The sequence below is a fragment of the Acidiphilium iwatense genome (assembly GCF_021556475.1).
GTDB classification, from domain to species: Bacteria; Pseudomonadota; Alphaproteobacteria; order Acetobacterales; family Acetobacteraceae; genus Acidiphilium; species Acidiphilium iwatense.
The window spans coordinates 91406-113714 of sequence record NZ_JAKGBZ010000006.1 but is presented as its reverse complement, the minus strand read 5'-3'; the positions used below and the strand labels follow the sequence as shown (position 1 = coordinate 113714).

General features: G+C 65.5%; 19 protein-coding genes. 12 read left to right on the top strand and 7 right to left on the bottom strand.

Going from position 1 to position 22309, the window contains the following annotated elements:
* The first annotated feature begins 264 nt into the window (after positions 1-264).
* The 5 genes from tkt (at position 265) to L2A60_RS04970 (ending at position 6718) form a co-directional block, all read left to right on the top strand.
* Positions 265-2301, top strand: coding sequence for a transketolase (gene tkt, locus L2A60_RS04990; protein ID WP_235703265.1), 2037 nt, complete (start codon positions 265-267; stop codon positions 2299-2301).
* A gap of 31 nt (positions 2302-2332) precedes the next feature.
* On the top strand, positions 2333-3346 hold the full coding sequence (gap, locus tag L2A60_RS04985; RefSeq protein WP_235703264.1) for a type I glyceraldehyde-3-phosphate dehydrogenase: 1014 nt from the start codon (positions 2333-2335) through the stop codon (positions 3344-3346).
* Positions 3347-3352: 6 nt separating this feature from the next.
* The gene (locus tag L2A60_RS04980) at positions 3353-4549 is read left to right on the top strand and encodes a phosphoglycerate kinase (protein WP_235703299.1); all 1197 of its coding nucleotides are present in this window, start codon (positions 3353-3355) and stop codon (positions 4547-4549) included.
* Positions 4492-5394, top strand: coding sequence for a DMT family transporter (locus tag L2A60_RS04975; RefSeq protein ID WP_235703263.1), 903 nt, complete (start codon positions 4492-4494; stop codon positions 5392-5394). The genes L2A60_RS04980 and L2A60_RS04975 overlap by 58 nt, the downstream gene beginning before the upstream one ends.
* An 82-nt stretch (positions 5395-5476) precedes the next feature.
* Complete coding sequence (locus L2A60_RS04970; RefSeq protein WP_235703262.1) at positions 5477-6718, top strand: AmpG family muropeptide MFS transporter; 1242 nt, start codon at positions 5477-5479, stop codon at positions 6716-6718.
* Positions 6719-6721: 3 nt separating this feature from the next.
* Here the strand turns inward: L2A60_RS04970 and rodA are convergent, their stop codons facing one another.
* From rodA to katG, 7 genes are all read right to left on the bottom strand, one after another.
* Complete coding sequence (gene rodA / locus L2A60_RS04965) at positions 6722-7879, bottom strand: rod shape-determining protein RodA (protein WP_235703261.1); 1158 nt, start codon at positions 7877-7879, stop codon at positions 6722-6724.
* On the bottom strand, positions 7876-9756 hold the full coding sequence (gene mrdA, locus L2A60_RS04960; RefSeq protein WP_235703260.1) for a penicillin-binding protein 2: 1881 nt from the start codon (positions 9754-9756) through the stop codon (positions 7876-7878). The genes rodA and mrdA overlap by 4 nt, the downstream gene beginning before the upstream one ends.
* 4 nt (positions 9757-9760) lie before the next feature.
* The gene (gene mreD / locus L2A60_RS04955) at positions 9761-10288 is read right to left on the bottom strand and encodes a rod shape-determining protein MreD (protein WP_235703259.1); all 528 of its coding nucleotides are present in this window, start codon (positions 10286-10288) and stop codon (positions 9761-9763) included.
* Positions 10288-11130, bottom strand: a complete 843-nt coding sequence (gene mreC, locus L2A60_RS04950; RefSeq protein WP_235703258.1) for a rod shape-determining protein MreC — start codon at positions 11128-11130, stop codon at positions 10288-10290. The genes mreD and mreC overlap by 1 nt, the downstream gene beginning before the upstream one ends.
* Before the next feature lie 106 nt (positions 11131-11236).
* Positions 11237-11656 (bottom strand): hypothetical protein, encoded by a 420-nt coding sequence (locus L2A60_RS04945; protein ID WP_235703257.1) that lies wholly within the window; start codon positions 11654-11656, stop codon positions 11237-11239.
* Between the two features lie 38 nt (positions 11657-11694).
* Positions 11695-12063 (bottom strand): DUF883 family protein, encoded by a 369-nt coding sequence (locus tag L2A60_RS04940; protein ID WP_407932518.1) that lies wholly within the window; start codon positions 12061-12063, stop codon positions 11695-11697.
* A 120-nt stretch (positions 12064-12183) separates the two neighbouring features.
* A complete protein-coding gene (gene katG / locus L2A60_RS04935; protein WP_235703256.1) occupies positions 12184-14394 on the bottom strand; it encodes a catalase/peroxidase HPI in 2211 nt (736 codons plus the stop codon).
* Between the two features lie 128 nt (positions 14395-14522).
* On the opposite strand from katG, the gene L2A60_RS04930 reads away from it, so the two are divergent.
* The 7 genes from L2A60_RS04930 to L2A60_RS04900 all read left to right on the top strand — a co-directional run bounded on the left by L2A60_RS04930 (position 14523) and on the right by L2A60_RS04900 (position 21942).
* Complete coding sequence (locus L2A60_RS04930; protein ID WP_235703255.1) at positions 14523-15467, top strand: LysR substrate-binding domain-containing protein; 945 nt, start codon at positions 14523-14525, stop codon at positions 15465-15467.
* On the top strand, positions 15464-16180 hold the full coding sequence (locus tag L2A60_RS04925; RefSeq protein WP_235703254.1) for a lysophospholipid acyltransferase family protein: 717 nt from the start codon (positions 15464-15466) through the stop codon (positions 16178-16180). Before L2A60_RS04930 ends, L2A60_RS04925 begins: the two co-directional genes overlap by 4 nt.
* On the top strand, positions 16171-17409 hold the full coding sequence (locus tag L2A60_RS04920; RefSeq protein WP_235703253.1) for a 3-deoxy-D-manno-octulosonic acid transferase: 1239 nt from the start codon (positions 16171-16173) through the stop codon (positions 17407-17409). Before L2A60_RS04925 ends, L2A60_RS04920 begins: the two co-directional genes overlap by 10 nt.
* Positions 17409-18359 carry a tetraacyldisaccharide 4'-kinase gene (lpxK, locus tag L2A60_RS04915; protein WP_235703297.1) on the top strand — a complete coding sequence of 317 codons (951 nt, stop codon included), beginning with the start codon at positions 17409-17411 and terminating at the stop codon, positions 18357-18359. The genes L2A60_RS04920 and lpxK overlap by 1 nt, the downstream gene beginning before the upstream one ends.
* On the top strand, positions 18356-19249 hold the full coding sequence (locus L2A60_RS04910) for a lysophospholipid acyltransferase family protein (RefSeq protein WP_235703252.1): 894 nt from the start codon (positions 18356-18358) through the stop codon (positions 19247-19249). Before lpxK ends, L2A60_RS04910 begins: the two co-directional genes overlap by 4 nt.
* Positions 19250-19465: 216 nt before the next feature.
* Entirely contained in the window at positions 19466-20875 is a 1410-nt protein-coding gene (locus L2A60_RS04905; RefSeq protein WP_235703251.1) for an APC family permease, read from the top strand.
* Positions 20875-21942, top strand: a complete 1068-nt coding sequence (locus L2A60_RS04900; RefSeq protein WP_235703250.1) for a tartrate dehydrogenase — start codon at positions 20875-20877, stop codon at positions 21940-21942. The genes L2A60_RS04905 and L2A60_RS04900 overlap by 1 nt, the downstream gene beginning before the upstream one ends.
* Positions 21943-22309 lie beyond the last annotated feature (367 nt).

Here is a 22309-nt window from a genome sequence, read left to right as displayed (position 1 = left end):
GGTGGTGCCGCCCCGTTAGAATTTGTTATTATTTAATACATATTTGGCATAATCTGTCTATTCCTCTGTCCGCCTACCCGACGACCGGCGAACCAGACGCCGCACAGACACGGAGGTTTGGCTTGAAGTCCTGGGACCGCATGCCAACCGTAAACGGGCCAAGCTTCAAGCGGCATCCGGCTCGCAACCGAGTCATGGCGCGCCCGCGAGGGTTGCCGCGTCCGGCGCCGCACCTTAAGACCTGTTCAACGAGGAGAATCGCACATGGCCAGCAGCAGCGACCACGCCAGCAACGAAATTGCGCTGGAGCGCCAGAAGGCAATCCTGTCGCGCAAGCCGACCGAAGCCGGGCTGATGGCGAACGCAATCCGCGCGCTGGCCATCGACGGCGTGGAAAAGGCGAAATCCGGCCATCCCGGAATGCCGATGGGCATGGCGGATGTTGCGACCGCGCTCTGGACCAAATTCATGAAATACGACGCGGCCGATCCGCACTGGCCGGACCGCGACCGCTTCATCCTGTCGGCCGGCCATGGCTCGATGCTGCTCTACTCGCTGCTGCACCTCACTGGCTACGAGCACATGACCATCGAGGACCTCAAGCAGTTCCGCCAGCTTGGCTCGCATACCGCCGGCCATCCCGAACGCGGCGAGCATCCGGCGATCGAAATGACCACCGGCCCACTCGGCCAGGGCATATCCGCCGCCACCGGCTTCGCGCTCGCCGAACGAATGATGGCCGCGCGCTTCGGCAAATCCCTGGTCGATCACCGCACCTGGGTGATCGCCTCGGACGGCGACATGATGGAAGGCGTCAGCCACGAATCCTGCGCCATCGCCGGCCATCTGGCGCTGAACAAGCTCACCGTCCTGTACGACGACAACTCCATCTCGATCGACGGCAGCACCGCGCTCGCGATGACCGACGATGTGCTAAAACGCTACGCCGGCTATGGCTGGGCCACCAAACGGATCGACGGGCACGATCCTGCACAGATCGAGGCCGCAATTCAGTTCGCCATGCGCAGCCGCAAGCCGACCATCATCGCCTGCCGAACCATCATCGGCTTCGGCGCTCCGCACAAGGCCGGCACGTCCAGCACCCACGGCTCGCCGCTCGGCCCGGAAGAAGCAGCCGCCGCCAAGGCGATGCTTGGCTGGACCGCGCCGCCGTTCAGCGTGCCGCCCGAAATCCTGAAACCCTGGCGTGAAGCCGGTGCCCGCGGCGAAGGTGCGCGCCGCGCCTGGCTGAAACGCCACGCCTCGAACAAGCAGAAAGCCGAGTTCGACCGGGTTCTCAACGGCGACCTGCCGACCGGCTATGCCGAGGCGATGACCGCCCTGCGCGAAAAGATCGTCGCCGAGAAACCCAACCTCGCGACCCGTCAGGCCAGCCAGCTCGCGCTCGACGCGCTGGTGCCGGTGGTGCCGGAAATGGTCGGCGGTTCGGCCGATCTCACGCCCTCGAACAACACCTTCGTCAAATCGATGGGCACCTGCGTGCCGGGCGACTATTCCGGCCGCTATATCCATTTCGGCGTACGCGAACACGGCATGGCCGCCTGCCTTAATGGCCTCGCTCTGCATGGCGGCCTGATCCCTTACGGCGGCACGTTCTTCATTTTCAGCGATTATTGCCGCCCGGCGATCCGCCTCGCCGCGATCATGCGGGCGCGGCCGATCCTGGTGCTGACCCATGACAGCATCGGCCTCGGCGAGGACGGCCCGACCCATCAGCCGGTCGAGCATCTCGCCTCGTTCCGCGCCATGCCGAACGTCCTCGTGCTGCGCCCCGGCGACACGCTGGAGACCGCCGAATGCTGGGATATCGCGCTCCACCACAAGGACGGCCCGACCCTGATGATCCTGAGCCGGCAGGCGATGCCGGCCCTGCCGCGCCAGCACGGCTCGGAGAACTTGTCGGCGCGCGGCGGCTATGTCGTCGCCGACACCGAGGGGCCGCGCAAGGCGACGCTGATCGCCACCGGATCGGAAGTCGCGATCGCGGTCGCGGCGCGCGATGCGCTGGCCAAGGAGGGCATCGGCGTCGCGGTGGTCTCGGTCCCGAGCTTCGAGCTGTTCGGCCGCCAGGATGAAGTCTACCGCACCGACGTGCTCGGCCTCGCGCCGCGCATCGGCATCGAAGCCGCCGTCGGGTTCGGCTGGGAACGGCTGCTCGGCGAAACCGGCACCTTCATCGGGATGCACAGCTTCGGCGCCAGCGCCCCCTATCAGAAACTCTACGACCATTTCGGCATCACGCCCGCGGCCGTCGTCGCCGCGGTCAAGTCGAAGCTCTGACCATAATCTTCTTTCCGACAGGGAGTTCTCAATGGTTGTGAACGTCGCGATCAACGGTTTCGGCCGCATCGGGAGACTGCTGCTGCGCGCCATGATCGAAAGCGGGCGCACCGATATCGAGCCGGTGCTGATCAACGACCTCGGCAGCGTCGAGGACAACGCTCATCTGCTGCGCTACGATTCGGTGCATGGCCGGTTTCCCGGAACCGTCGATATCAAGGGCGACAGCATCGTCATCCACTATAACGGTCGCGCCTACGCGCCGATCCGCGTCTCCGCCGAGCGCGAGCCGTCGAAAGTGCCGCTCACCGGTGTCGATGTCGCGATGGAATGCACCGGCCTGTTCACCAACCGCGCGGCGGCGGCCCGGCTGATCGAAGCCGGCGCGCGCAAGGTGCTGGTTTCCGCTCCGGCCGACGGGGTCGACGCCACCATCGTCTACGGCGTGAACCACCACACATTGACCCGCGACATGACAATCATCTCGAACGCGTCCTGCACCACCAACTGCCTCGCGCCGATGGCGATGGTGCTGCACCAGGCGTTCGGCATCGAGCGCGGGTACATGGTCACCATCCATTCCTACACGGGCGATCAGAAAACCGTCGATACCCTACACAAGGACCGCCATCGCGCCCGCGCCGCCGCCCTGTCGATGATCCCGACCAGCACGGGCGCAGCGCGCGCCGTCGGCCTCGTTTTGCCCGAACTCAAGGGCAAGCTCGACGGCACCGCGATCCGGGTTCCCACCCCCAACGTCTCGCTGGTCTCGCTCGACGTGAACCTGAAACAGCAGCCCACCAGGGACGAGATCAACGCCGCAATGAAAACCGCGAGCGAAGGCGCGCTCGACGGCATCCTGCACTACTCGACCGACGCTCTGGTCAGCTCCGACTTCAACCACGTGCCCTATTCCTGCAGCTTCGACGCGCCGCAGACCACCGTGGTCGATGGCGCGCTGGCCCGCGTGATGGGCTGGTACGACAACGAATGGGGCTTCTCGAACCGGATGAGCGACACCGCCGCACTGTTCGGATCGCTGTAGGTGCCCATCCCCTACCGTACGCTCGACGGGCTGGACGTGCGTGGCCGGCGCGTGCTGCTACGCGCCGATCTCAACGTGCCGCTGCGCGACGGCCGGATCACCGACCTCACCCGGCTCGAACGCCTGTCGCCCACCATCGGCGAACTGGCCGGCAACGGGGCGCGGGTGATCGTGCTGTCTCATTTCGACCGGCCGAAGGGCCAACTGGTCGCAACCATGTCGCTCCGCCCGGTCGCCGAGGCGCTCGGCGCGGTGCTGCACCGCAAGGTGGCTTTCGTCGATGACTGCATCGGCCCCGAGGTCGCCCGCGCGATCGCGGCGCTGAACGACGGCGAGGTTCTGGTGCTGGAAAACACCCGCTTTTACCCCGGCGAGGAAGCCAACGACGCGGCGCACGCCGCCCGGCTCGCCGCTCATGGCGAAATCTACGTCAACGACGCGTTTTCCGCCGCCCATCGCGCCCATGCCAGCACCGAGGGCATCGCGCGCATTCTGCCTGCCTATGCCGGACGCCTGATGCAGGCGGAACTGGTGGCTCTCACCGCCGCCCTCGGCAATCCGGCACGCCCGGTCGGCGCGATCGTCGGGGGCGCAAAAGTGTCCACCAAGCTCGACCTGCTGACCAATCTGATCGCCAGGGTCGATCTCCTGGTGATCGGCGGCGCCATGGCGAACACGTTTCTCGCCGCACAGGGCGCCGAACTCGGCAAATCGCTCCAGGAGGCCGCGCTGCACGACACCGCCCGCGCCATCATGAATGCCGCCGCCGGTCATGGCTGCGACATCCTGCTCCCGGCCGATTTCGTGGTCAGCGAAACCTTCGCTCCCAACCCGTCGACGCGGATCGTTCCCGCCGACGCGGTGCCGGCGAATACCATGGCGCTCGATGTCGGTCCCGCCACGACCGATGCGATCATCACGGCTGTCAAGGGTCTGAAAACCCTGATCTGGAATGGCCCGCTCGGCGCGTTCGAAACCCCGCCCTTCGACACGGCGACACTGCGCGTCGCCAATGCGATTGCGGCGGCAACCAAATCCGGGTTGATTTCGGTCGCCGGCGGCGGCGATACCGTCGCGGCACTTCGCCAGGCCGGCATCACCGACCGGCTCAGCTATGTTTCGACCGCGGGAGGCGCGTTCCTCGAATGGATGGAAGGCAAGGTGCTGCCGGGAGTCGCGGTTCTGGCGACGGACTCGGCGTAGGTCTTCTCCTGCTCGCCTGCCTGTTCTGGGGCACCTCGCCGGTCGGGATGCGCCTTCTGGTCGGCGCGACCGAACAGGGATTGCCGGTGCTGCCGGTTCTCGCCCTCCGCTACGGCTCGGCGGCGATTCTGTTCCTGCCTTTTTTGCTCCGCCGGCGGGTGCCCTGGTCGGGCGCGGACTGGCGGCGCGCCGCCCTGGCAGGCCTGTGCGGCATCACCGGCTATAATGTGCTGGCAAGTTTTGGCCAGCGCACCGTGGGCGCCGGGCTGACCGGGCTGCTCGATGCCGCCGAACCCCTGCTGATCCTTCTGTTCGGGGCGATCGCCGCCAGGCGGATGCCCCGCCCGATCCTGATCGGCACTGCCATCGCGGGTGCATGCGGAGTGGCACTGATGTCGGTCAGCATCGGCCCCGCCGAAGGCAGTGCTGGCGGCATCATGCTAATCCTGGCCAGCGCCGCCGCCTGGGCGCTCTATTGCGTCATGGCCCCCGACCTGATCGTGCGTCGCGGCTCGCTGCCGGTCACCGCGGCGACCATGGCCTTCGGCGCCGCCCCCATGGTTCTGGCTGGGGCGCCGGACATGGCCACCGCACTGCCGGCGATGACCCGCACCGATCTGATCGTGCTGGCCGCGCTGACGCTGGGGTCATCGACCATTTCGATGCTGTTCTGGAACATCGGCAGTGCGCGTCTCGGTGCGCAGCGCGCCAGCGGATTTCTCTACATGATCCCGCTGGTCAGCGTGGCGGGCGGCGCGCTTCTGCTCGGCGAGACCATCACGCCGGGCGAAATCGCCGGAGGCGTCATCGTTCTCGTATCGGTCTTCGTGGCACAAAAACGATAACGCCGCAGACCGGCAGGCGCCTCAAAGCGAGGCTCGGTTCAAGCCCTTGACGGCGCCCGGTCCGTCCCTGGCAAATAGGGTGGTGAACCGGATTCGCCCCATTGCTCTGATTACCGCGCTTGGATTCTCGTCGGGCCTGCCGCTGGCGCTTTCGGGGTTCACGCTCCGCCTCTGGCTCGCCCGCGCGCATCTGCCGCTGGCCGCGATCGGCTTCACCGCCAATCTCGGCATCGCCTATTCGCTGAAATTCCTCTGGGCGCCGGCGCTCGACCAGATTCTGGCGCCGCCGCCGTTCCGGCGCCTCGGGCGGCGGCGCGGCTGGCTGCTGCTGATCCAGCTCGTGCTGGCCGCCGCGATCGGCGGACTGGCGCTGACTCGACCGGCGCACGCGCTGGCGGCGACGCTGGTTCTCGGCGCGCTGGTGGCGTTCCTTTCAGCGAGCCAGGACATCATGATCGACACCTGGCGCATCGAGTTCTTCCCCCAGCGACTGCAAGGCGCGGCGACGGCGGGTTATGTGTGGGGCTATCGCGCGGCGATGCTGATTTCGGGCTCCGGGGTGATCGCGCTTTCGACCGTCATCGGCTGGCACGAGGCGATTCTGCTAATGGTGCCGCTGCAACTGCTGGGTGCGGTCGCCACCCTGCTCTGCGCCGAGCCGGAACCGCCGCCGGACCACGGCAGGATATCCGTCGCGGTGCGGTTCCGTCAGGCGGTGATCGCCCCGCTGGCGGAGTTCTTCTCGCGCCGCGGGGCGGCGATCATTCTTTCGTTCGTGGTCCTGTTCTACCTCGGCGAGGCCCTCGCCGGGGTGATGCTGGCGCCCTATTACACCTATCTCGGCTTCAACCGGGCGATGATCGCCATCGCCACCGGGCCGGCCGCGCTGGTCGCCGTGCTGGCCGGCACAGCCCTCGGCGGGGTTGCCGTGGCGAAGCTGGGTGTCGGGCGCGCGCTGCTGTGCGCCGGCGTGTTCCAGACCGCCGCACTCATCCTGTATCCGCTGCTGGGGCTCTATCCCCATGCGCCGCATATATTGTTCGCTACCAGCGTGGTGGAATCCTTCGCCCAGGGCATCTCGGATGCCGCGTTCATCACCTATCTGTCGGGGCTCTGCACGAAAGACTACACCGCGACACAATACGCGCTGCTCTCCTCGGTGGCGGCGCTGGCGCTGCGCACGGTCGGCGGGATATCCGGCGTGCTGGCGAATGCGATGGGCTGGATTCCGTTCTACGAATTCACCGTGCTCTCGGCGCTGCCTTCGATGGCCGTGATGATCTTTATTCTTCGTCGTTACCCACCAGAACCCAGAGCAGCGTGAGGCTTAATCGTCGGCGGGAGCGAATTCCACGTCGCGGTGGACATGGATCGACATCAGCACGCCGAAGCCGAGCATCACGGCGGTGAGCGCGGAGCCACCATAGGACACCAGCGGCAGCGGCACGCCGCCCACCGGGATCAGGCCCATCACCATCGCGAGATTGACGAAACAGTAGAGGAACAGATTGGTCGCGATGCCCAGGGCGGCGAGCCGGCCGAACTGATGACGGCAGCGCAAGGCGGTATAGACCGCCATGGTGACCATCGCGAACAGCAGGCCGATCAGCACGATGCTCCCGGCGAAGCCGAACTCCTCGGCGATGATGGTGAACACAAAATCGGTCTGTTTCTCGGGCAGGAAATTGAGCTGGTTCTGGCTGCCGTGCAGGAATCCCTGCCCCCACATGCCGCCGGAACCCAGCGCGATTTTCGACTGGATGATGTTGTAGCCGGCCCCCAGTGGATCGCGGCCGGGATGCAGAAACGTGAGAATCCGTTCCTTCTGGTAGCCGTGCAGATGGGCATAAGCAAACGGCGCCACCACCGCGACGATCGCGATGACGATGGCGAATTTCCACCAGCGCACGCCCGCACCGAGCAGCACCACGGCACCGATGCTCATGGTGATCAGCGCGGTACCGAGATTAGGCTCCTTCAGGATGAGTGCCGCCGGCACCAGGATTGCGAGCGCCGGCGGGATCAGGAACAGCGGATTGCCCACCCGCTCGTGGCTCGCGCGCTGGAACCAGGAGGCCAGCGCCAGGGCGAGAAACAGCTTCATCAGTTCGGAGGGCTGCACATGCATCCCGCCGACATCGAGCCAGCGTTTCGCGCCAAGCCCGACATGGCCGAACTTCCACACCGCGAGCAGCAGCACGATCCCGATGGCATAGAGCGGCCATGCGAGTTTCGCGATGATGCGGATATCGATCATGGCGATCGCGATCATCATGATGAGGGCCGCGAAGAAACGCTCGATCTGCGGTGTCGCATAGGGATGGCCGTGGCCGCCCGCTGCCGAATAGAGCGCTGCATAGCCGATGCCCGCGAGCGCGCTGCAGGCCAGAACGAACAGCCAGTTCACCCGCAGCAGCTTGTTCGCGATGCCGAACGATCGCTGGTAATAGGGGCGGTATAATTTGGTGGTCAACGGAGCGTTCATGCGGGGGCGGCCTCGGGCAGAGCGGCTTGCGGCGCGCTTTGGATGATGCCCGGCGGGGCGGCGGTGAGATCGCGCGTGAGGGCGGCGGTGATCAGATCATGGGCGATGGGGGCCGAGACCGAGGCACCCTCGTTGCCGTGCTCGACCACCACGGCGACGGCGAAGCGTGGCGCGTGGACCGGCGCGAAGGCGATGAAAAACGCATTGGGCCGGAACTTCCAGGGCAACGAGGCGTCGTTGAAATTCGATTTTTCCTGCGCTGCCGTCTCGTCATGGACCTGTGCCGTGCCGGTCTTGCCCGCCATATGCACGCCCGGCAAAGTGAGGCGCGAGGCCCAGCCGGTGCCGAGCGGCGTGTTCACCACCTCGAACATGCCCTGGCGCACCGCCGCGAGATGGCGATCATCCAGCCCGAGAACCGGCCAATGCGCCGCCGTGCTCCCCGGTTGCGCCACCGTGCCGACAGCGCGCGCGATATGCGGTCCGATCGCGCGGCCGCTGGCGATGCGGGCGGTCATGGTGGCAAGGCCAAGCGGCGTGACCTGGGTGTAGCCCTGGCCGATGCCCTGGATCACCGTGTTGCCTCTGGTCCACACCAGATGCCGGCCTCGTGCCCAGGCGCGGGTCGGCAGGAAGCCTTCGGAAACTCCGGGCAGATCGAGCCCGACACGGCCGATCAGGCCGAGCCGGCGGCCCATCGCGGCGATCCGGTCGATCCCGGTAACCAGCGCGGTATGGTAGAAAAAAACGTCGCAGCTTTGTTGCAGGGCGCTGACCACATTGACGTTGCCGTGGCCGTAATGGTCCCAGCAATAGAAGGTATGGTTGCCCAGCTTGAGATAGCCGGGGCAGAAGAAGGTGGTCTCCGGCGTGATCGCGCCGCATTCCAGAGCGGCAAGCGCGACATTCGGCTTGAAGGTCGAACCGGGCGCGTAGAGGCCTGCCGTCGCACGATCGTTCAATGGCCGCTTGGGATCAGTGATCCAGGATTTCCAGACCGATTCCGGCACGCCGGAATCGAACAAGGTGGGATCGAAGCCAGGCTGGCTCGCCAGCGCCAGAACCTCGCCGTTGGTCGCATCCAGCATGACCGCTGCACCCGCCTGGCCGGCGAGCTTTTGCGCCGCCAGGCTTTGCAGCCCGGCATCCATGGTAAGTTGAACCGTCTGGCCCTGGGTGCCGTTGTCGCGATCGAGCACACGAACCACGGTGCCGTGGGCATTCACCTCGGTCTGCACCACGCCGGGCGAACCGCGCAGCACCGTGTCGCGCGCCTGCTCGACCCCGGCGCGGCCCACCCGCATTCCGGGCAGGGCCAGCACCGGGTTTGCCTGCGCCTGAACCTGTGTGGGGCGCGCGACATAGCCGATCGTGTGCGAGGTCGCATCCCCCAGCGGATAGACGCGCGAGGCACCGACATCGACGAACACGCCCGGCAATTCGATCGCATGAACCTCGATCCGTGCCATTTCCGACCAGTCGAGATAGTCCTTGAGCAAAACTGGAATATAGCGCGGCTTACCCGAGATATCCCGGCCGATCCGCCTCCGCTCGGCATCCGACAGCGAAATGAGAGCGGCAAACCGATCGATCACCGACGCCGGATCGGGCGTCTGGATCATCATGAACAGCGCCCGCCAGTGCTGCTTGTTGCCGGCCAGGATGGCGCCGTGCCGATCGGTGATCAGCCCGCGCAGGGGAGCGAGCAGCCGTTCGTTCACCGAATTCTGCTTGGCCAATGTCGCGTATTTGCCGTGCTGAAGCACCTGCATCCGGTAGAGCCGCGCGGCGAGCGCCCCGAATGCCGCGAATTCCGCCGCCCCAAGCAGCAAGGCGCGGCGAGTGAAGATCGGCCGCAAGGCACGCTCGCGTTTCATGCGGTCAGGCCTGCTCGGGTGCCGCCGCACTGCGATGGGCGCGGATCAGCGCGACCGCGAGCGGCGGATAAAGCAAAATCGCGATCAAACCCTGCGCCAGAATCGGCCCCGGCGGCAGCAGCGCAAGATCGAGAACCGCGCGGGCAAGCCATTCCAGTGCCGAAATGGCAACGGCAAAGCCTGTAAAGGCAAGCCAGACCATGAGAAAACTCTGGCGCACCAGAACCCGGCGCATCGGCGCGACCGCCGCCTGTTCCAGCAACAGCAGCACCGCCCAGAGCCCGAGCGGCGAGGCGCCGAGCAGGTCGAGCAGGACACCGAGCAAGGCAACCACCGGCGCCGGTAACGATGCCGGGCGATACAGGCTCCAGAAATAGACCGAAGCGATCACGAACGCCGTGCGGCAGGCGGGTTGCGCCGGGATCAGGCCCGGCATCGCCAGCAGAATGGTCACCGCTACAATGCTCGCCGCCGGCAGGGCGTGCCGCGCGGTCCGATCGAGTCCACGCCAGAATTCCGGCGCGTCCATCATCAATGCCGCGCGGACGCAACGGCCGAATCCGGATCATGGCCGTATTCGAAGAGCCGCAGGATGCGAAGCCGCGCCATGCCGGCGAAGGGCAGAACCACCGGATCGTTGCGTCCGCGATAGTGAACGATGCCGACCGGCAGGCCATAGGGGAACACGCCGCCATCCGCGCTGGTCAGCACGATGGCGCCCTCGCGCGGCGGATCGCCCGGCGCCCAGTAGATCAGGCGCGGCGTCGCGGTATTCTGTCCCGCCATAATCGCGCGTTCGCCGTGCTTGCCGATCGCCACCGGCACCCGGCTGTTCAGGTCGGTGATCAGCAGCACCCGCGCGCTGCGCGATCCTGCCTGCACTACGCGGCCAACCACGCCGCGCCCGTCCATGGCGATGGCGTTGACGATCCGCCACGCATTCCGCGGGATCGTGACCAGGACGGATCGTGCGTAAAGCCCGCCGAGATCGGCGATGACCCGTGCCGAGAAAAAATTCGGCGTCGGCGTGGGGACAAAATGAAGCTGCGATTTCAGCGCTTCGTTCTGCGCGGCAAGCGCCAGCGCCACCGCCCGCCAGCGCCGCAATTCACGGTTTTGCCGGGTCAGGCGCAGATTATCGGCGTGCAGGCGAAACCAAGCGCCGATCGCCCCGCGATCCTGCGCGACCGCCGAAGCCGGCGCCGCCGCGGCGCGATAGAGTGGAGCAAGCGCGTCGTCGAGCCCGGTGCGCAGAACCGCACCCAAATGTCGATCGGCTCGCCCGGCCAGGACCAGGCCAAGGGAAATCAGCAGCATGACCGGCAGGGTCAGCCGCGCGAGCGCTTGTCGAACCGGCGCCGAAGGCCGCAGCATGCGGCATTCTCCGTTGAAAAATCGAGACAGTCAGCAGAGCCGTGTCTTACGCCACTCGATCCCAAACGCCAATGCCGTGCATGCAACTATGACGATCAATTTGTTCTTATTCGCGCGTCTGGGCGCGCTTGGCGGCGGATCGTTTCTGCAGATGTTCGGTCATCGCGCCGAGGATCAAGGCCGCGATCACTGCTTTGGCGGGATCCTCGCGAATCAGCGTCTGCGCCATGGTCAGCAATTCGGTTGCCACGCCATAACGCGCACGGGCAAGCAGCGGGCGCGGCCGGCGCCGCCATTGCCGGTTCGCGATGGCAAACAACCCTAGCGCGAAAATAACGAAGATGCCCCCGCAGATCAGCGCAGCATAGAGATCGCCCACACCGAGCGCGGCCGCCTGATAGATGGCGGCGATCAGGAAACCCAGCCCGATCGATCCCATCACCAAGCCGATCAGGGTGAGGGCGGCGCGCCGTTTCAGGTAACGCAGGGTGATCCCGTCGAGCAGGTTGAAAAGCACGCGCATCATGCTTCAAGCCGCCCAGTGAGTGGAAGATAGGGCGCCGTTCACGACGAGCGGCGGCGACGCAATAGCTGCGCCGCGAAAAGGCCGACACCGAAGGCGATGGCGAGGCTGGCGAATGGCCGCTCCTGCACCCGCTTTTCGACCCGGCCTGCTGCCTCGCCGCCCTTGATGCGCAACTGCCTGCCGAGATCGCCGATCTCATCCTCGATCACCGTGAGTCGGCCTTCGATCACGTCCTTCAAGTCGGCGAATTTCTGCGGAGAATCGCTGAATTCCTTGACCGTATCACCAGCTAGCCGCACGAGCTTGGTGCGCAATTGGTCGAAATCGTCCTGGAACCGATCGAACTCGCTGGTCAAAGTACTGACCGCGTCCTTGCGCCTGCTGCTCCAGCGTCTCATGATCCGCACCCCCATCGCCTTGCTCTTATTCAGGAATGGGGCTTTTGCCGCCCGGCTTCAAGCCACGCTGCCACAACGAAAGCGGGCGTTCCCGGAACCCCGGGACGCCCGCATCTCCACTCGCCGGACTCAGGCGAGGTCGAACCGATCGAGGTTCATCACCTTGCTCCACGCCGCAACGAAGTCGCGCACGAATTTCTGTTGCGAGGCATCGCACCCATGGACTTCGGCAAGCGCGCGGAGCTGGGAGTTCGACCCGAAGACGAGGTCGACCCGGCTGCCGATCCATTTCAATTCCCCGGTCGCACGATCGCGGCCCTCGAACACATCCCCGGCTTCCGAGGCCGGCTTCCAGACCGTTCTCATGTCGAGCAGGTTCACGAAGAAGTCGGTGGTGAGAACCCCCGGCCGCCTGGTGAAGACGCCGTGCCGGGAATCGTCGGCATTCGCATCCAGCACGCGCATTCCGCCGACCAGAACCGTCATCTCAGGCGCGGTCAGCGTCAGGAGTTGCGCCCGGTCGACCAGAAGCTCCTCCGCCGACACCGCCAATCCGGGCTTCAGGTAGTTGCGGAACCCGTCCGCGGCCGGTTCGAGCACGGCGAAAGAGTCGACATCGGTCTGCTCTTGCGTCGCGTCGGTGCGGCCCGGCGTGAATGGAACCTCGATTTCCTGCCCGGCGTCCTTCGCGGCCTGTTCGACCGCGGCGCAACCGCCGAGGACGATCAGGTCGGCGAGCGACACTTTCTTGCCGCCCGGCTGAGCGGCGTCGAACGCCGTGCGGATACCGTCAAGGATGCCGAGCACCTTCGCCAGCCGGGTGGGCTGGTTGACGTCCCAGTCCTTCTGCGGCGCAAGCCGTATGCGTGCGCCGTTCGCCCCGCCACGCTTGTCGGAGCCGCGGAAGCTGGCCGCCGAGGCCCAGGCGGTCGCCACCAGTTCGGAGACCGACAGGCCCGATGCGAGAAGTTTGGTCTTGAGGCTGCGGATATCCTGCGCGTCGATCAGAGGATGATCGACCTTGGGGACGGGATCCTGCCAGATCAGATCTTCCGCCGGGACCAGCGGGCCGAGATAGCGCGAGCGCGGGCCCATGTCGCGATGCGTCAGCTTGAACCACGCCCGGGCGAAAGCATCGGCGAACTGGTCCGGGTTCTCGTAGAAGCGCCGTGAAATCTTTTCGTAGACCGGATCGACGCGCAAGGAGAGATCGGTGGTCAGCATGGTCGGCGCGCGGCGCTTCGACGGGTCGTACGGATCGGGCACCGTGCCGGCACCCGCGCCGTTCTTCGCCTGCCATTGATGGGCGCCGGCCGGGCTCCTGATCAGCTCCCATTCATAGCCGAACAGGGTCTCGAAAAAATTGTTGTCCCATGTCGTCGGCGTCCTGGTCCAGATGACTTCCAGGCCGCTGCCGATGGCGTCGCTCCCTTTGCCGGAGCCGAATCCGCTCTTCCATCCCAGGCCCTGCTCTTCGAGGCCGGCGGCCTCGGGAGCCGGTCCGACCAGTGTCGCGTCACCCGCGCCATGGGTCTTGCCGAAGGTATGGCCGCCAGCGATCAGCGCCACGGTCTCTTCGTCGTTCATCGCCATGCGCGCGAACGTCTCGCGGATGTCGCGCGCCGCCGCGAGCGGGTCCGGCGTGCCATTCGGGCCTTCGGGATTCACGTAGATCAGGCCCATCTGCACGGCGGCGAGCGGTTCTTCGAGGTTCCGGTCACCGCTGTAGCGCTTGTCGCCAAGCCAGGTGTCTTCCGCGCCCCAGTAGGTCTCGTCTCCCGGCTCCCAGACATCCGCGCGGCCACCCGCGAAACCGAAGGTCTTGAAGCCCATCGATTCCAGGGCGCAGTTGCCGGCCAGGATCATGAGGTCGGCCCAGGAAATTCGGTCGCCGTATTTCTGCTTGACCGGCCAGAGCAGCCGGCGCGCCTTGTCGAGATTGACGTTGTCGGGCCAACTGTTGATCGACGCGAAGCGCTGCATTCCGGAACCGGCGCCGCCACGGCCGTCGCCGATGCGATAGGTGCCCGCGCTATGCCATGCCATTCGGATCAGGAGCGGACCGTAATGCCCGAAATCGGCCGGCCACCAGTCCTGCGAATCCGTCATCAGCGCGAAAAGGTCCTGCTTCAGCGCCTCAAGGTCGAGTTTGCCGAACTCCCTGGCGTAGTCGAACTCCTTGTCCATGGGATTGGACAGGGAGGAATGCTGGTGAAGCATGGCGAGGTTCAGCTGGTTCGGCCACCAGTCCCGGTTCGACCGTCCCCGAAAACCGCTAAGGGTGGAAATCCCATGCACTACCGGGCACGTACCGGCGTTGGCGACATTATCTCCGTCCATCTGTCTCTCCGATCGGGGCTGGGTTGATTGCTCTGTTCGTGGAGCCGCAGTGGTTATAGTCCTCTGAAGTCATAGGGGAAGTCGATTTTCTATATTTCTCTGATTGGTAATATCGATTATAAAGCGCAATGGACAGTTTTTACCCCGCGTCGCCGCGCCTGCTCGCCGGCCTGTCGCTCCGCGATCTGGAATATGCCCAGGCGGTGGCCGAACTCCGTCATTTCGGCCGCGCGGCGGAGCGCTGCGGCGTGTCGCAGCCGGCGCTTTCGGAACAGATCCGCAAGCTCGAAGCGATTCTCGGCGTCACGCTGTTCGAGCGCACCAAACGCCGGGTCGCACCCACCGCAGCAGGCGCAGCACTTCTCGTCCAGGCCGAGCGCGTTCTCGCCGAGGCACGGCATCTGCTCGCCTTGTCGCACGGCCAGCCCACCGGGATGACCGGACAGGTCTCCCTGGGCGCGATCGAGACGCTCGGGCCGTATTATCTGCCGGGACTGCTGCGCCTGCTGCGCGCCGAGCGGCCCGAGTTGTCGCTCCGCCTCACCGAGGCACGCACCGCGCGGCTGATCGAGCGGCTGATCGAAGGCGCGCTCGATCTTTTGCTCCTCGCCATGCCGGTGTCGCGCGCCGGACTGACCGCCGCGCCGCTGTTTTTCGAGCCGTTCCTGCTGGCGACTCCGCCCGGCCACGCGCTGGCCGGGTTGCGGCGTCTCACCCTCGACGATCTGCCGGCGGATGATTTGCTGTTGCTGGAAGACGGGCATTGCCTGCGCGATCAGGCGCTGAGCCTGTGCAACGCCAAGCCGGTGACCCGTCATGCGACCAGCCTGGAGACGCTGTGGCAGATGATTGCTGCCGGGGAGGGTTATTCGCTGCTGCCCGCGCTTGCCGTGGCGGCCCGGCCGGAACTCAGCGATCTCGTGGTCTGTCAGGATCTCGGAGATGCCTCGGCCGGGCGCACCATCGCGCTGGTCTGGCGCGCATCCGACCCGCGCGATCCGCTGTTTCGCGCGCTCGCGGCGCTGCTCGCGGGGATGCGGCCCGCGCCGACCCTTGCGGCGGTCGGCGGATGACGCGCGCTTCGGCAGATGCTACCGCCGCACCGATGATCCGCGATACGCTCAAGGCGCCCCTCAAATCGGTCTGGGTCCAGCAACCCCTGGGCGATCTGGCCGGGCTCTATCTGCACGGCACCATGGCCACGACGCGCTGGACCATCGATGCGGACGCCCTGCTCGGCGCCCTGAAGGCCGGTACGCCGTGCATCATCGTGTTCTGGCACGAATGCCTGCCCTCAATGCCGATTCTGTGGCGCGAGGCGGAACGGATCGGCGCCGGACCGAAAGGGTATGTGCTGGCCAGCCGGCATCGCGACGGGCGGTTGATCGCCCGCGCGATGCGCCATTTCGGCATCGAGACCATTTCCGGCTCGACCTCGCGCGGCGGGGCCGCCGGCCTGCGCGAACTCGCGCGCCTGTTCGAAGCGGGCCATCCCGTGGGGCTGACGCCGGACGGACCGCGCGGGCCGCGCCGCCGCGCCGCTCCGGGCGTCGCACAACTCGCCGCCCTGACCGGTGCTCCGGTATTCTGCGCCGCCGCCGCGACGTCGCGTGCACTCACCCTCGAGAGCTGGGATGCGATGCGGATTCCCCTGCCCTTCGGGCGCGGCGCACTCATCGCAAGCGGCCCGATTCTGGTGCCGCGGCGGGACTGGGAGGCGTCGCTCGCAATGATCGAGGCCGGGATGACCGCCAATCTCGCGAGGGCGTCGGTCCTGTGCCGCTGAGTCTTTCGATTTATCGCGGAGTAACGGCACTTACCGCGCCGCTGCTGCCGTTCTGGCTTAGCCGCCGGGCAAAACGCGGCAAGGAAATCGCCGCCCGCCTGCCGGAACGCTACGGTATCGCAAGCATCACGCGACCGGGGGGACGGCTGATCTGGATCCATGCAGCGAGTATGGGCGAGACCATGTCCGCGCTCACACTGATCGACATACTGGCGAATCACGCGGCCGTGCTGCTCACCACCGGCACGATCACCTCGGCCGGGCTGGCTGCCCGGCGCGCCCGCGCCATCCATCAATTCGTGCCGCTCGATGCACCGCGCTATGCAGAGCGGTTTCTCGATCATTGGCGGCCGGACACGGCGGTGTTCGTCGAATCCGAGATCTGGCCAAATCTATTGCGCGGCCTGGATGCGCGGCACGTGCCGCGGTTTCTGGTCAACGCTCGGCTCTCCGCCCGAAGCGCTAAGCGCTGGGCGCGGTTTCCCGCCACCGCGCGCGCGCTGTTCGATGGTTTCGGGTTCATCGCCGCGCAATCCGAGGCGGACGCGGCGGCACTGCGCGGGCTTGGCATTGATCGCGTCGAAGCGCCAGGGAACCTGAAATTTGCGGCCCCGCTCCTGCCGGACGATTCGGCTGCGCGCACGGCTTTGGAAACCGCTTGTCCGGGACCGCGAATTCTGGCGGCAAGCACCCACGCGGGCGAGGATGCGCCGATGGTCGCAGCCCATCGCGCCTTACTCGCCGGTCATGCGAACCTCACCACAATCATCGTGCCGCGCCACCCCGAACGGGCCGAAGCGATCGCCGCGCTCACCGCCGGCCTGCCGACCGCGCGGCGCAGCCGAGGCGAGATGCCGGTACCCGGCGGCATCTACCTCGCCGACACGTTGGGCGAGCTGGGGCTGTTCTACGGATTTTGCCCGATCGCCTTCATCGGCGGCTCGCTGGTGCCGGTCGGCGGCCATAACATGATCGAGGCCGCACAGCTCGGCTGCGCCGCGATCGCCGGGCCGCACCTCGCCAATTTCGCCGAAGCCGCTGCGATCCTCCGCGCGGCTGGCGGGCTGATCGATATAACGGATGGCACGGAACTGACCCAGGCATTCGACTCGTTGCTCGCCGATCCCGCTCGCGCCGCCATGATCGGCGAAGCCGGGCGCCGCGCCTGTCAGGGCTTCGCCGATCTGCCCGCACGGCTTACGGCACAAATTCTGGACGCAATCGCATGATCCGCGCCCCCGCGTTCTGGCAGCATGACGGATTCGCCGCGTGCCTGCTCGCGCCGCTCGGTGCCGTGACCGAAGCAATGACCGCCCGGCGGCTGGCACGACCGCAATATAATTGTGGCGTGCCGGTCATTTGCGTCGGTAATGCCGGCGTCGGCGGCGCAGGGAAAACCGTCCTGACACGGCATATTCTGGCCCGTTATGACGCGCGCGGTGCTGCGCCGTTCGCACTGACCCGGGGCCACGGCGGAACATTGCGCGGCCCGGTTCTGGTCGATCCGGCCCTGCATAATGCGCACGCGGTCGGCGACGAAGCGCTGCTGCTCGCCGCATCGGCACCTACCGTGGTCGCGCGGAACCGCGCCGCCGGTGCGCTTCTCGCCGTAGCTTCCGGCGCCTTGGCGATCGTGATGGACGATGGATTGCAAAACCCTGACCTTGCTAAAACCATTTCTCTCCTAACGATCGACGGCGGCACCGGATTCGGCAATGGACGGTGTTTGCCGGCCGGGCCGCTGCGCGAACCAGTCGCATTCGCCGCCGCGCGCTGCGCGTGCGCCGTACTGATCGGGCCGGATCAGACGGGTGCGCGTGCCGCTCTGCCGGCAACGCTGCCGGTACTGACCGCCGCTCTGCAAGGCTCGTGTTCGATGCCCCTGAAGGACGTCCGGGTGATCGGCTTCGCCGGCATCGGACGACCTGCCAAATTCTTCAGCACCCTGCGCGAACTCGGCGCGAAACTTGTCGAAACCGTCGGATTCCCGGATCATCATCTCTATCGGCCCGGTGATTGCGCACGACTCGCAGCCCTCGCCGAACGGCATCGTGCCGTTCTCGCCACCACCGAAAAGGACGCGGTGAAACTGCCAGCCAAAATCCTGGAGCGGTGTGCCGTCGTCACCGTGGATCTCGTTTTCGACGATCCAGCAACCCTGGAGCGCCTTCTGCCATGACGTTTTTGCACCGGATCGAATACGCCATGGTCCGCGGCTTTCTCGCGGTGTTTCGGAGGCTCGATCCACGGCGCGCCAGCGATCTGGGCGGCGCGATCGGGCGGTCGATCGGCCCGCTGATTCCGACCACGCGCGTTGCCGATGCCAACCTGCGCCGGGTCATGCCGGAACTCGACGCCGCCGCACGCCGGAAAATCATCCGCGACGTATGGGAGAATCTCGCACGCAACGCCGCCGAGTTTCCGCATCTCGCCAATTTGCGCGAAACCGCGAGCGGGCCCGGCTACGAAGTGGTCGGGGCGGAGCACGTCCGGGCCTTTGCGGCACGCGGCGGACCGGGCATCATCCTGACCGGACATTTCGGCAACTGGGAAATCATCCCGCTGGCATTCTACCGGCTCGGCGTTACCCTCGCCTTCTTCTATCGCGCCGCCGCGAACAAGGCGGTGGACGAGACGATTCTTGGTCTGCGCAAGGCAGCGATGGGCCAGAAAGTCGCCATGTTTCCCAAGGGTGCTTCGGGTGCGCGCGCGTCTTATGCACACCTGACCCATGGCGGGGTGTTGTGCATGTTGGTCGATCAGAAGCTGAACGACGGAATCGAGGCGCCGTTCTTCGGCACCCCCGCGATGACAACGCCGGCGCTTGCGGTGTTCGCGCGGAAATTTCGCTGTCCCATCCTGCCGGTCCACGTCGAACGGCTGGGCCCGGCACGGTTGCGCATCGTCTGCGAGCCCCTGGAATTTGGACAAAAGACCGAGGACAAGACCGAAGACGTCAAAGCGACGACCATCTGGATGAACCGGACGATCGAGCGCTGGGTCCGCGCCCGGCCGGGCGAATGGCTATGGCTGCACCGGCGCTGGCCGAAAGAGTTGGTTATTAAATGATGCCCTCGGACGCCGGGCGGAGTTGCGCAAGGTTCCGGCGATCCGAAGGATCGATGGAAACACAACGGAGGGGCGCGCATCCGCGCGCTTGGCTTTCGCGCCACTAGGCGCGCGCCGCATTCGCGGCGTGCAGCGGAACGAGCCAAGGCTACGTTACGCTGGTATTACCCATTGCCATGGATTAGGCTTGCGAAACAAAACAACGAGGGGGCATTCATGACTGCAATCGTTCCGCACGGAAGGCTCAAGCGCGATGCGCTCGGCCTGCCGCAGATCGTCGCATCGACGCTCGCGAATATCGCGCCGGCGATGAGCTTCTTCTTCGGCTTTGGCCTGATCGTGACCGGTGCCGGGGTTGCCGCGCCACTGACCATATTGGTCGCGATGGTGGTGATCCTGTTTCTCACCAATACCCTCGCCGAGTTCTCGAAATACCGGCCATCCACCGGCTCGTTCGTGACGTTCATCGGCATGGCGTTCGGCCCGGTCGCCGGTGCCGCCGCCTCGGTGTTCGTGGTGTTCGGCTATCTGGTCGCGGCCTCCTCGGTCGTGGTGATTTCGGGCGGCTGGGCGCACGACACGCTGAAACTGTTCCTCGGCATCGACATCCCCTGGCAATTACTCAGCCTGATCGCGACCGGCATCGTCGGGTTTCTGGTCTCGCGCGGTGTCGCACTATCCACCACCTGGGCGGCGGTGTTCTTCTATTTCGAACTTGTCCTCCTGATCGTCGGCGCGATCATCATGCTGGTAGTCAATCGCGGCAGCATCACACTGGCACCCTTCGAATGGCATAATCTGTCGGGCGGGCTGAAAGGCATCGGGCTCGGCTTTCCCATCGCGATCTATCTGTTCATCGGCTGGGAGAACTCGGCGACCCTGGCCGAGGAAACCCGCGACGCGCGGCGCAACATCCCGCGCGCGCTGATCATCGGCACGCTGTCGATCGGCATTCTGTATATGTTTCTCGCCTATGCGACGGAAATCGCCTTTCACAACAACGCGACCGCCATCGGCAAATCCGATATCCCCTTCGTCGATGCGTTCAAGGCATCCGCCGCCGGCTTGCTGATCATCGCCTATCTCGCTGGACTGACCAGCATTTTCTCCTCGCTGCTCGGCTTGACCAACAGCCAGGCGCGAATTCTGTTCAATTCGGGGCGCGAAGGGCTGCTGCCGCGCTTCTTCGGCAAGATCCATCCGCAGCACCGCACACCCTTCGTCGCGATGTGGAGCTTCGTGCTGATCGCCTTCGCGATCGTCATCGTGTTCGGCTGGAACATCAAGCCGGTCGATCTGTTCGGCGAAACCGGGTCGCTGGGGACGATTCCCGTTATCGTGACCTATCTGATCACCAACCTCGCATTGCCAGTCTATATGCTCAAATATCATCGCGTGGAGTTCAATGCGTTCAAACACGCCGTCATTCCGGTGGTCGGCACCATCCTGATGCTGTTCCCGCTCTGGGGCCTGGTGCAACCCGGCCAGCCTGCGCCTTACAATTTGTTCCCGTGGATTGCGCTTGGCGTACTCGTGCTATCGATCATCTACGGCATCGTGCTGGAACGGCGCGACCCCGACCTCGTTCAAAAGATCGGGTCGTATGTCGCGGATGAGGAGTTTTGATGGGCAAAAAATACCACATCGCGGTCATCCCCGGCGACGGGATCGGCCGCGAGGTGATCCCGGCGGCGCTGTCGGTGCTCGACCGCGCCGCCACACTTTGCGGTTTCTCGCTGGACTATGTGCAGTTCGACTGGAGCTGCGAAACCTTCAAGGCGACAGGCCGCATGATGCCGGAAGACGGCATCGTGCAATTAGCCGATTTTGATGCGATTTTTCTCGGCGCCGTGGGTTATCCTGGCGTGCCCGATCATGTTTCGCTCTGGGGATTGCTGATCCCGATCAGGCGCGAGTTCGACCAGTATGTCAATCTCCGCCCGGTCCGCTTGCTGCCCGGTGTGCGCTGCCCGCTCGCGGGCAAGAAACCCGGCGATATCGATTTCTGGGTGGTGCGTGAAAACGTCGAGGGCGAGTATTCGCAGATCGGCGGACGGATGTTCGCCGGCACCGATCGGGAGTTCGTCGAGCAGACCAGCATTTTCACCCGCACCGGGACCGACCGGATTCTTCGCTATGCGTTCGAACTGGCGCGAAGGCTCGACCGGAATCATGTGACCTCGGCGACCAAATCCAACGGCATTTTCCATACGATGCCCTATTGGGACGAGCGGTTCGCCGCCGTTGCGGCGGATTATCCCGATGTCAGGATCGATCAGTATCACATCGACATTCTCGCCGCGCGGTTCGTGATGTCGCCCGAGCGGTTCGACGTGGTTGTGGGCTCCAACCTGTTCGGCGACATCCTGTCCGATCTCGGGCCGGGCGTGACTGGGACGATTGCCGTCGCCCCCTCGGCCAATCTCAACCCGGAGCGAAAATATCCCTCAATGTTCGAGCCGGTGCATGGCTCGGCCCCTGACATCGCGGGGCAGGGAATCGCCAACCCGATCGGAGCGATCTGGGCCGCCTCGATGATGCTGGAGCATCTGGGCGAAGCCGACGGTGCCGCTCTGGTGCTGCGTGCGGTAGAGGCGGCACTTGCCGATCCTTCGGCGCCGCGCACGCCCGATCTTGGCGGGACGGGAAAAATGGCGGATCTGACAGCGGCGATTGTCAGCGCTCTTAGGTAGAGTGTGATGATGAATTTAGAGTCTTCCCTGATTGTGGTTAGGTGTTTAATCCCGGTGACGTTCTCCGACTCGCGTCATCTCCATCCCGGATGCCCCGAAGCCATGGCCTCGGCCTGCCCCTGGCAATACGAATTCGGGATCCCCTCCGGCGTTATTCCAGCGGTTACCCCGTTGGAACCTTACCGCCTTCGCCCACGCCTTGCTCATTGGCGCCGCCTGATACGAACCAGACACCGCAAGCCGCCATCCCCTTCCGCCAACGCCGCATCACGCGGCGGGAGGTCCGCTTGTCCAGAATTCGGCATAACGACGCCCGCCACGATGATCCCAAAAATCCTGGAACCCAAATTCATCAAAGCCGGAACGA

What these genes read in the sequence shown, in the direction of transcription:
- L2A60_RS04930 (WP_235703255.1), top strand. Translation starts at nt 14,523, where the DNA reads ATGGACAGTTTTTACCCCGCGTCGCCGCGCCTGCTCGCCGGCCTGTCG.
- mrdA (WP_235703260.1), bottom strand. Translation starts at nt 9,756, where the DNA reads ATGAAACGCGAGCGTGCCTTGCGGCCGATCTTCACTCGCCGCGCCTTG.
- gap (WP_235703264.1), top strand. Translation starts at nt 2,333, where the DNA reads ATGGTTGTGAACGTCGCGATCAACGGTTTCGGCCGCATCGGGAGACTG.
- L2A60_RS04905 (WP_235703251.1), top strand. Translation starts at nt 19,466, where the DNA reads ATGACTGCAATCGTTCCGCACGGAAGGCTCAAGCGCGATGCGCTCGGC.
- L2A60_RS04975 (WP_235703263.1), top strand. Translation starts at nt 4,492, where the DNA reads ATGGATGGAAGGCAAGGTGCTGCCGGGAGTCGCGGTTCTGGCGACGGA.
- L2A60_RS04900 (WP_235703250.1), top strand. Translation starts at nt 20,875, where the DNA reads ATGGGCAAAAAATACCACATCGCGGTCATCCCCGGCGACGGGATCGGC.
- mreD (WP_235703259.1), bottom strand. Translation starts at nt 10,288, where the DNA reads ATGATGGACGCGCCGGAATTCTGGCGTGGACTCGATCGGACCGCGCGG.
- katG (WP_235703256.1), bottom strand. Translation starts at nt 14,394, where the DNA reads ATGGACGGAGATAATGTCGCCAACGCCGGTACGTGCCCGGTAGTGCAT.
- L2A60_RS04925 (WP_235703254.1), top strand. Translation starts at nt 15,464, where the DNA reads ATGACGCGCGCTTCGGCAGATGCTACCGCCGCACCGATGATCCGCGAT.
- tkt (WP_235703265.1), top strand. Translation starts at nt 265, where the DNA reads ATGGCCAGCAGCAGCGACCACGCCAGCAACGAAATTGCGCTGGAGCGC.
- mreC (WP_235703258.1), bottom strand. Translation starts at nt 11,130, where the DNA reads ATGCTGCGGCCTTCGGCGCCGGTTCGACAAGCGCTCGCGCGGCTGACC.
- rodA (WP_235703261.1), bottom strand. Translation starts at nt 7,879, where the DNA reads ATGAACGCTCCGTTGACCACCAAATTATACCGCCCCTATTACCAGCGA.
- L2A60_RS04945 (WP_235703257.1), bottom strand. Translation starts at nt 11,656, where the DNA reads ATGATGCGCGTGCTTTTCAACCTGCTCGACGGGATCACCCTGCGTTAC.
- L2A60_RS04910 (WP_235703252.1), top strand. Translation starts at nt 18,356, where the DNA reads ATGACGTTTTTGCACCGGATCGAATACGCCATGGTCCGCGGCTTTCTC.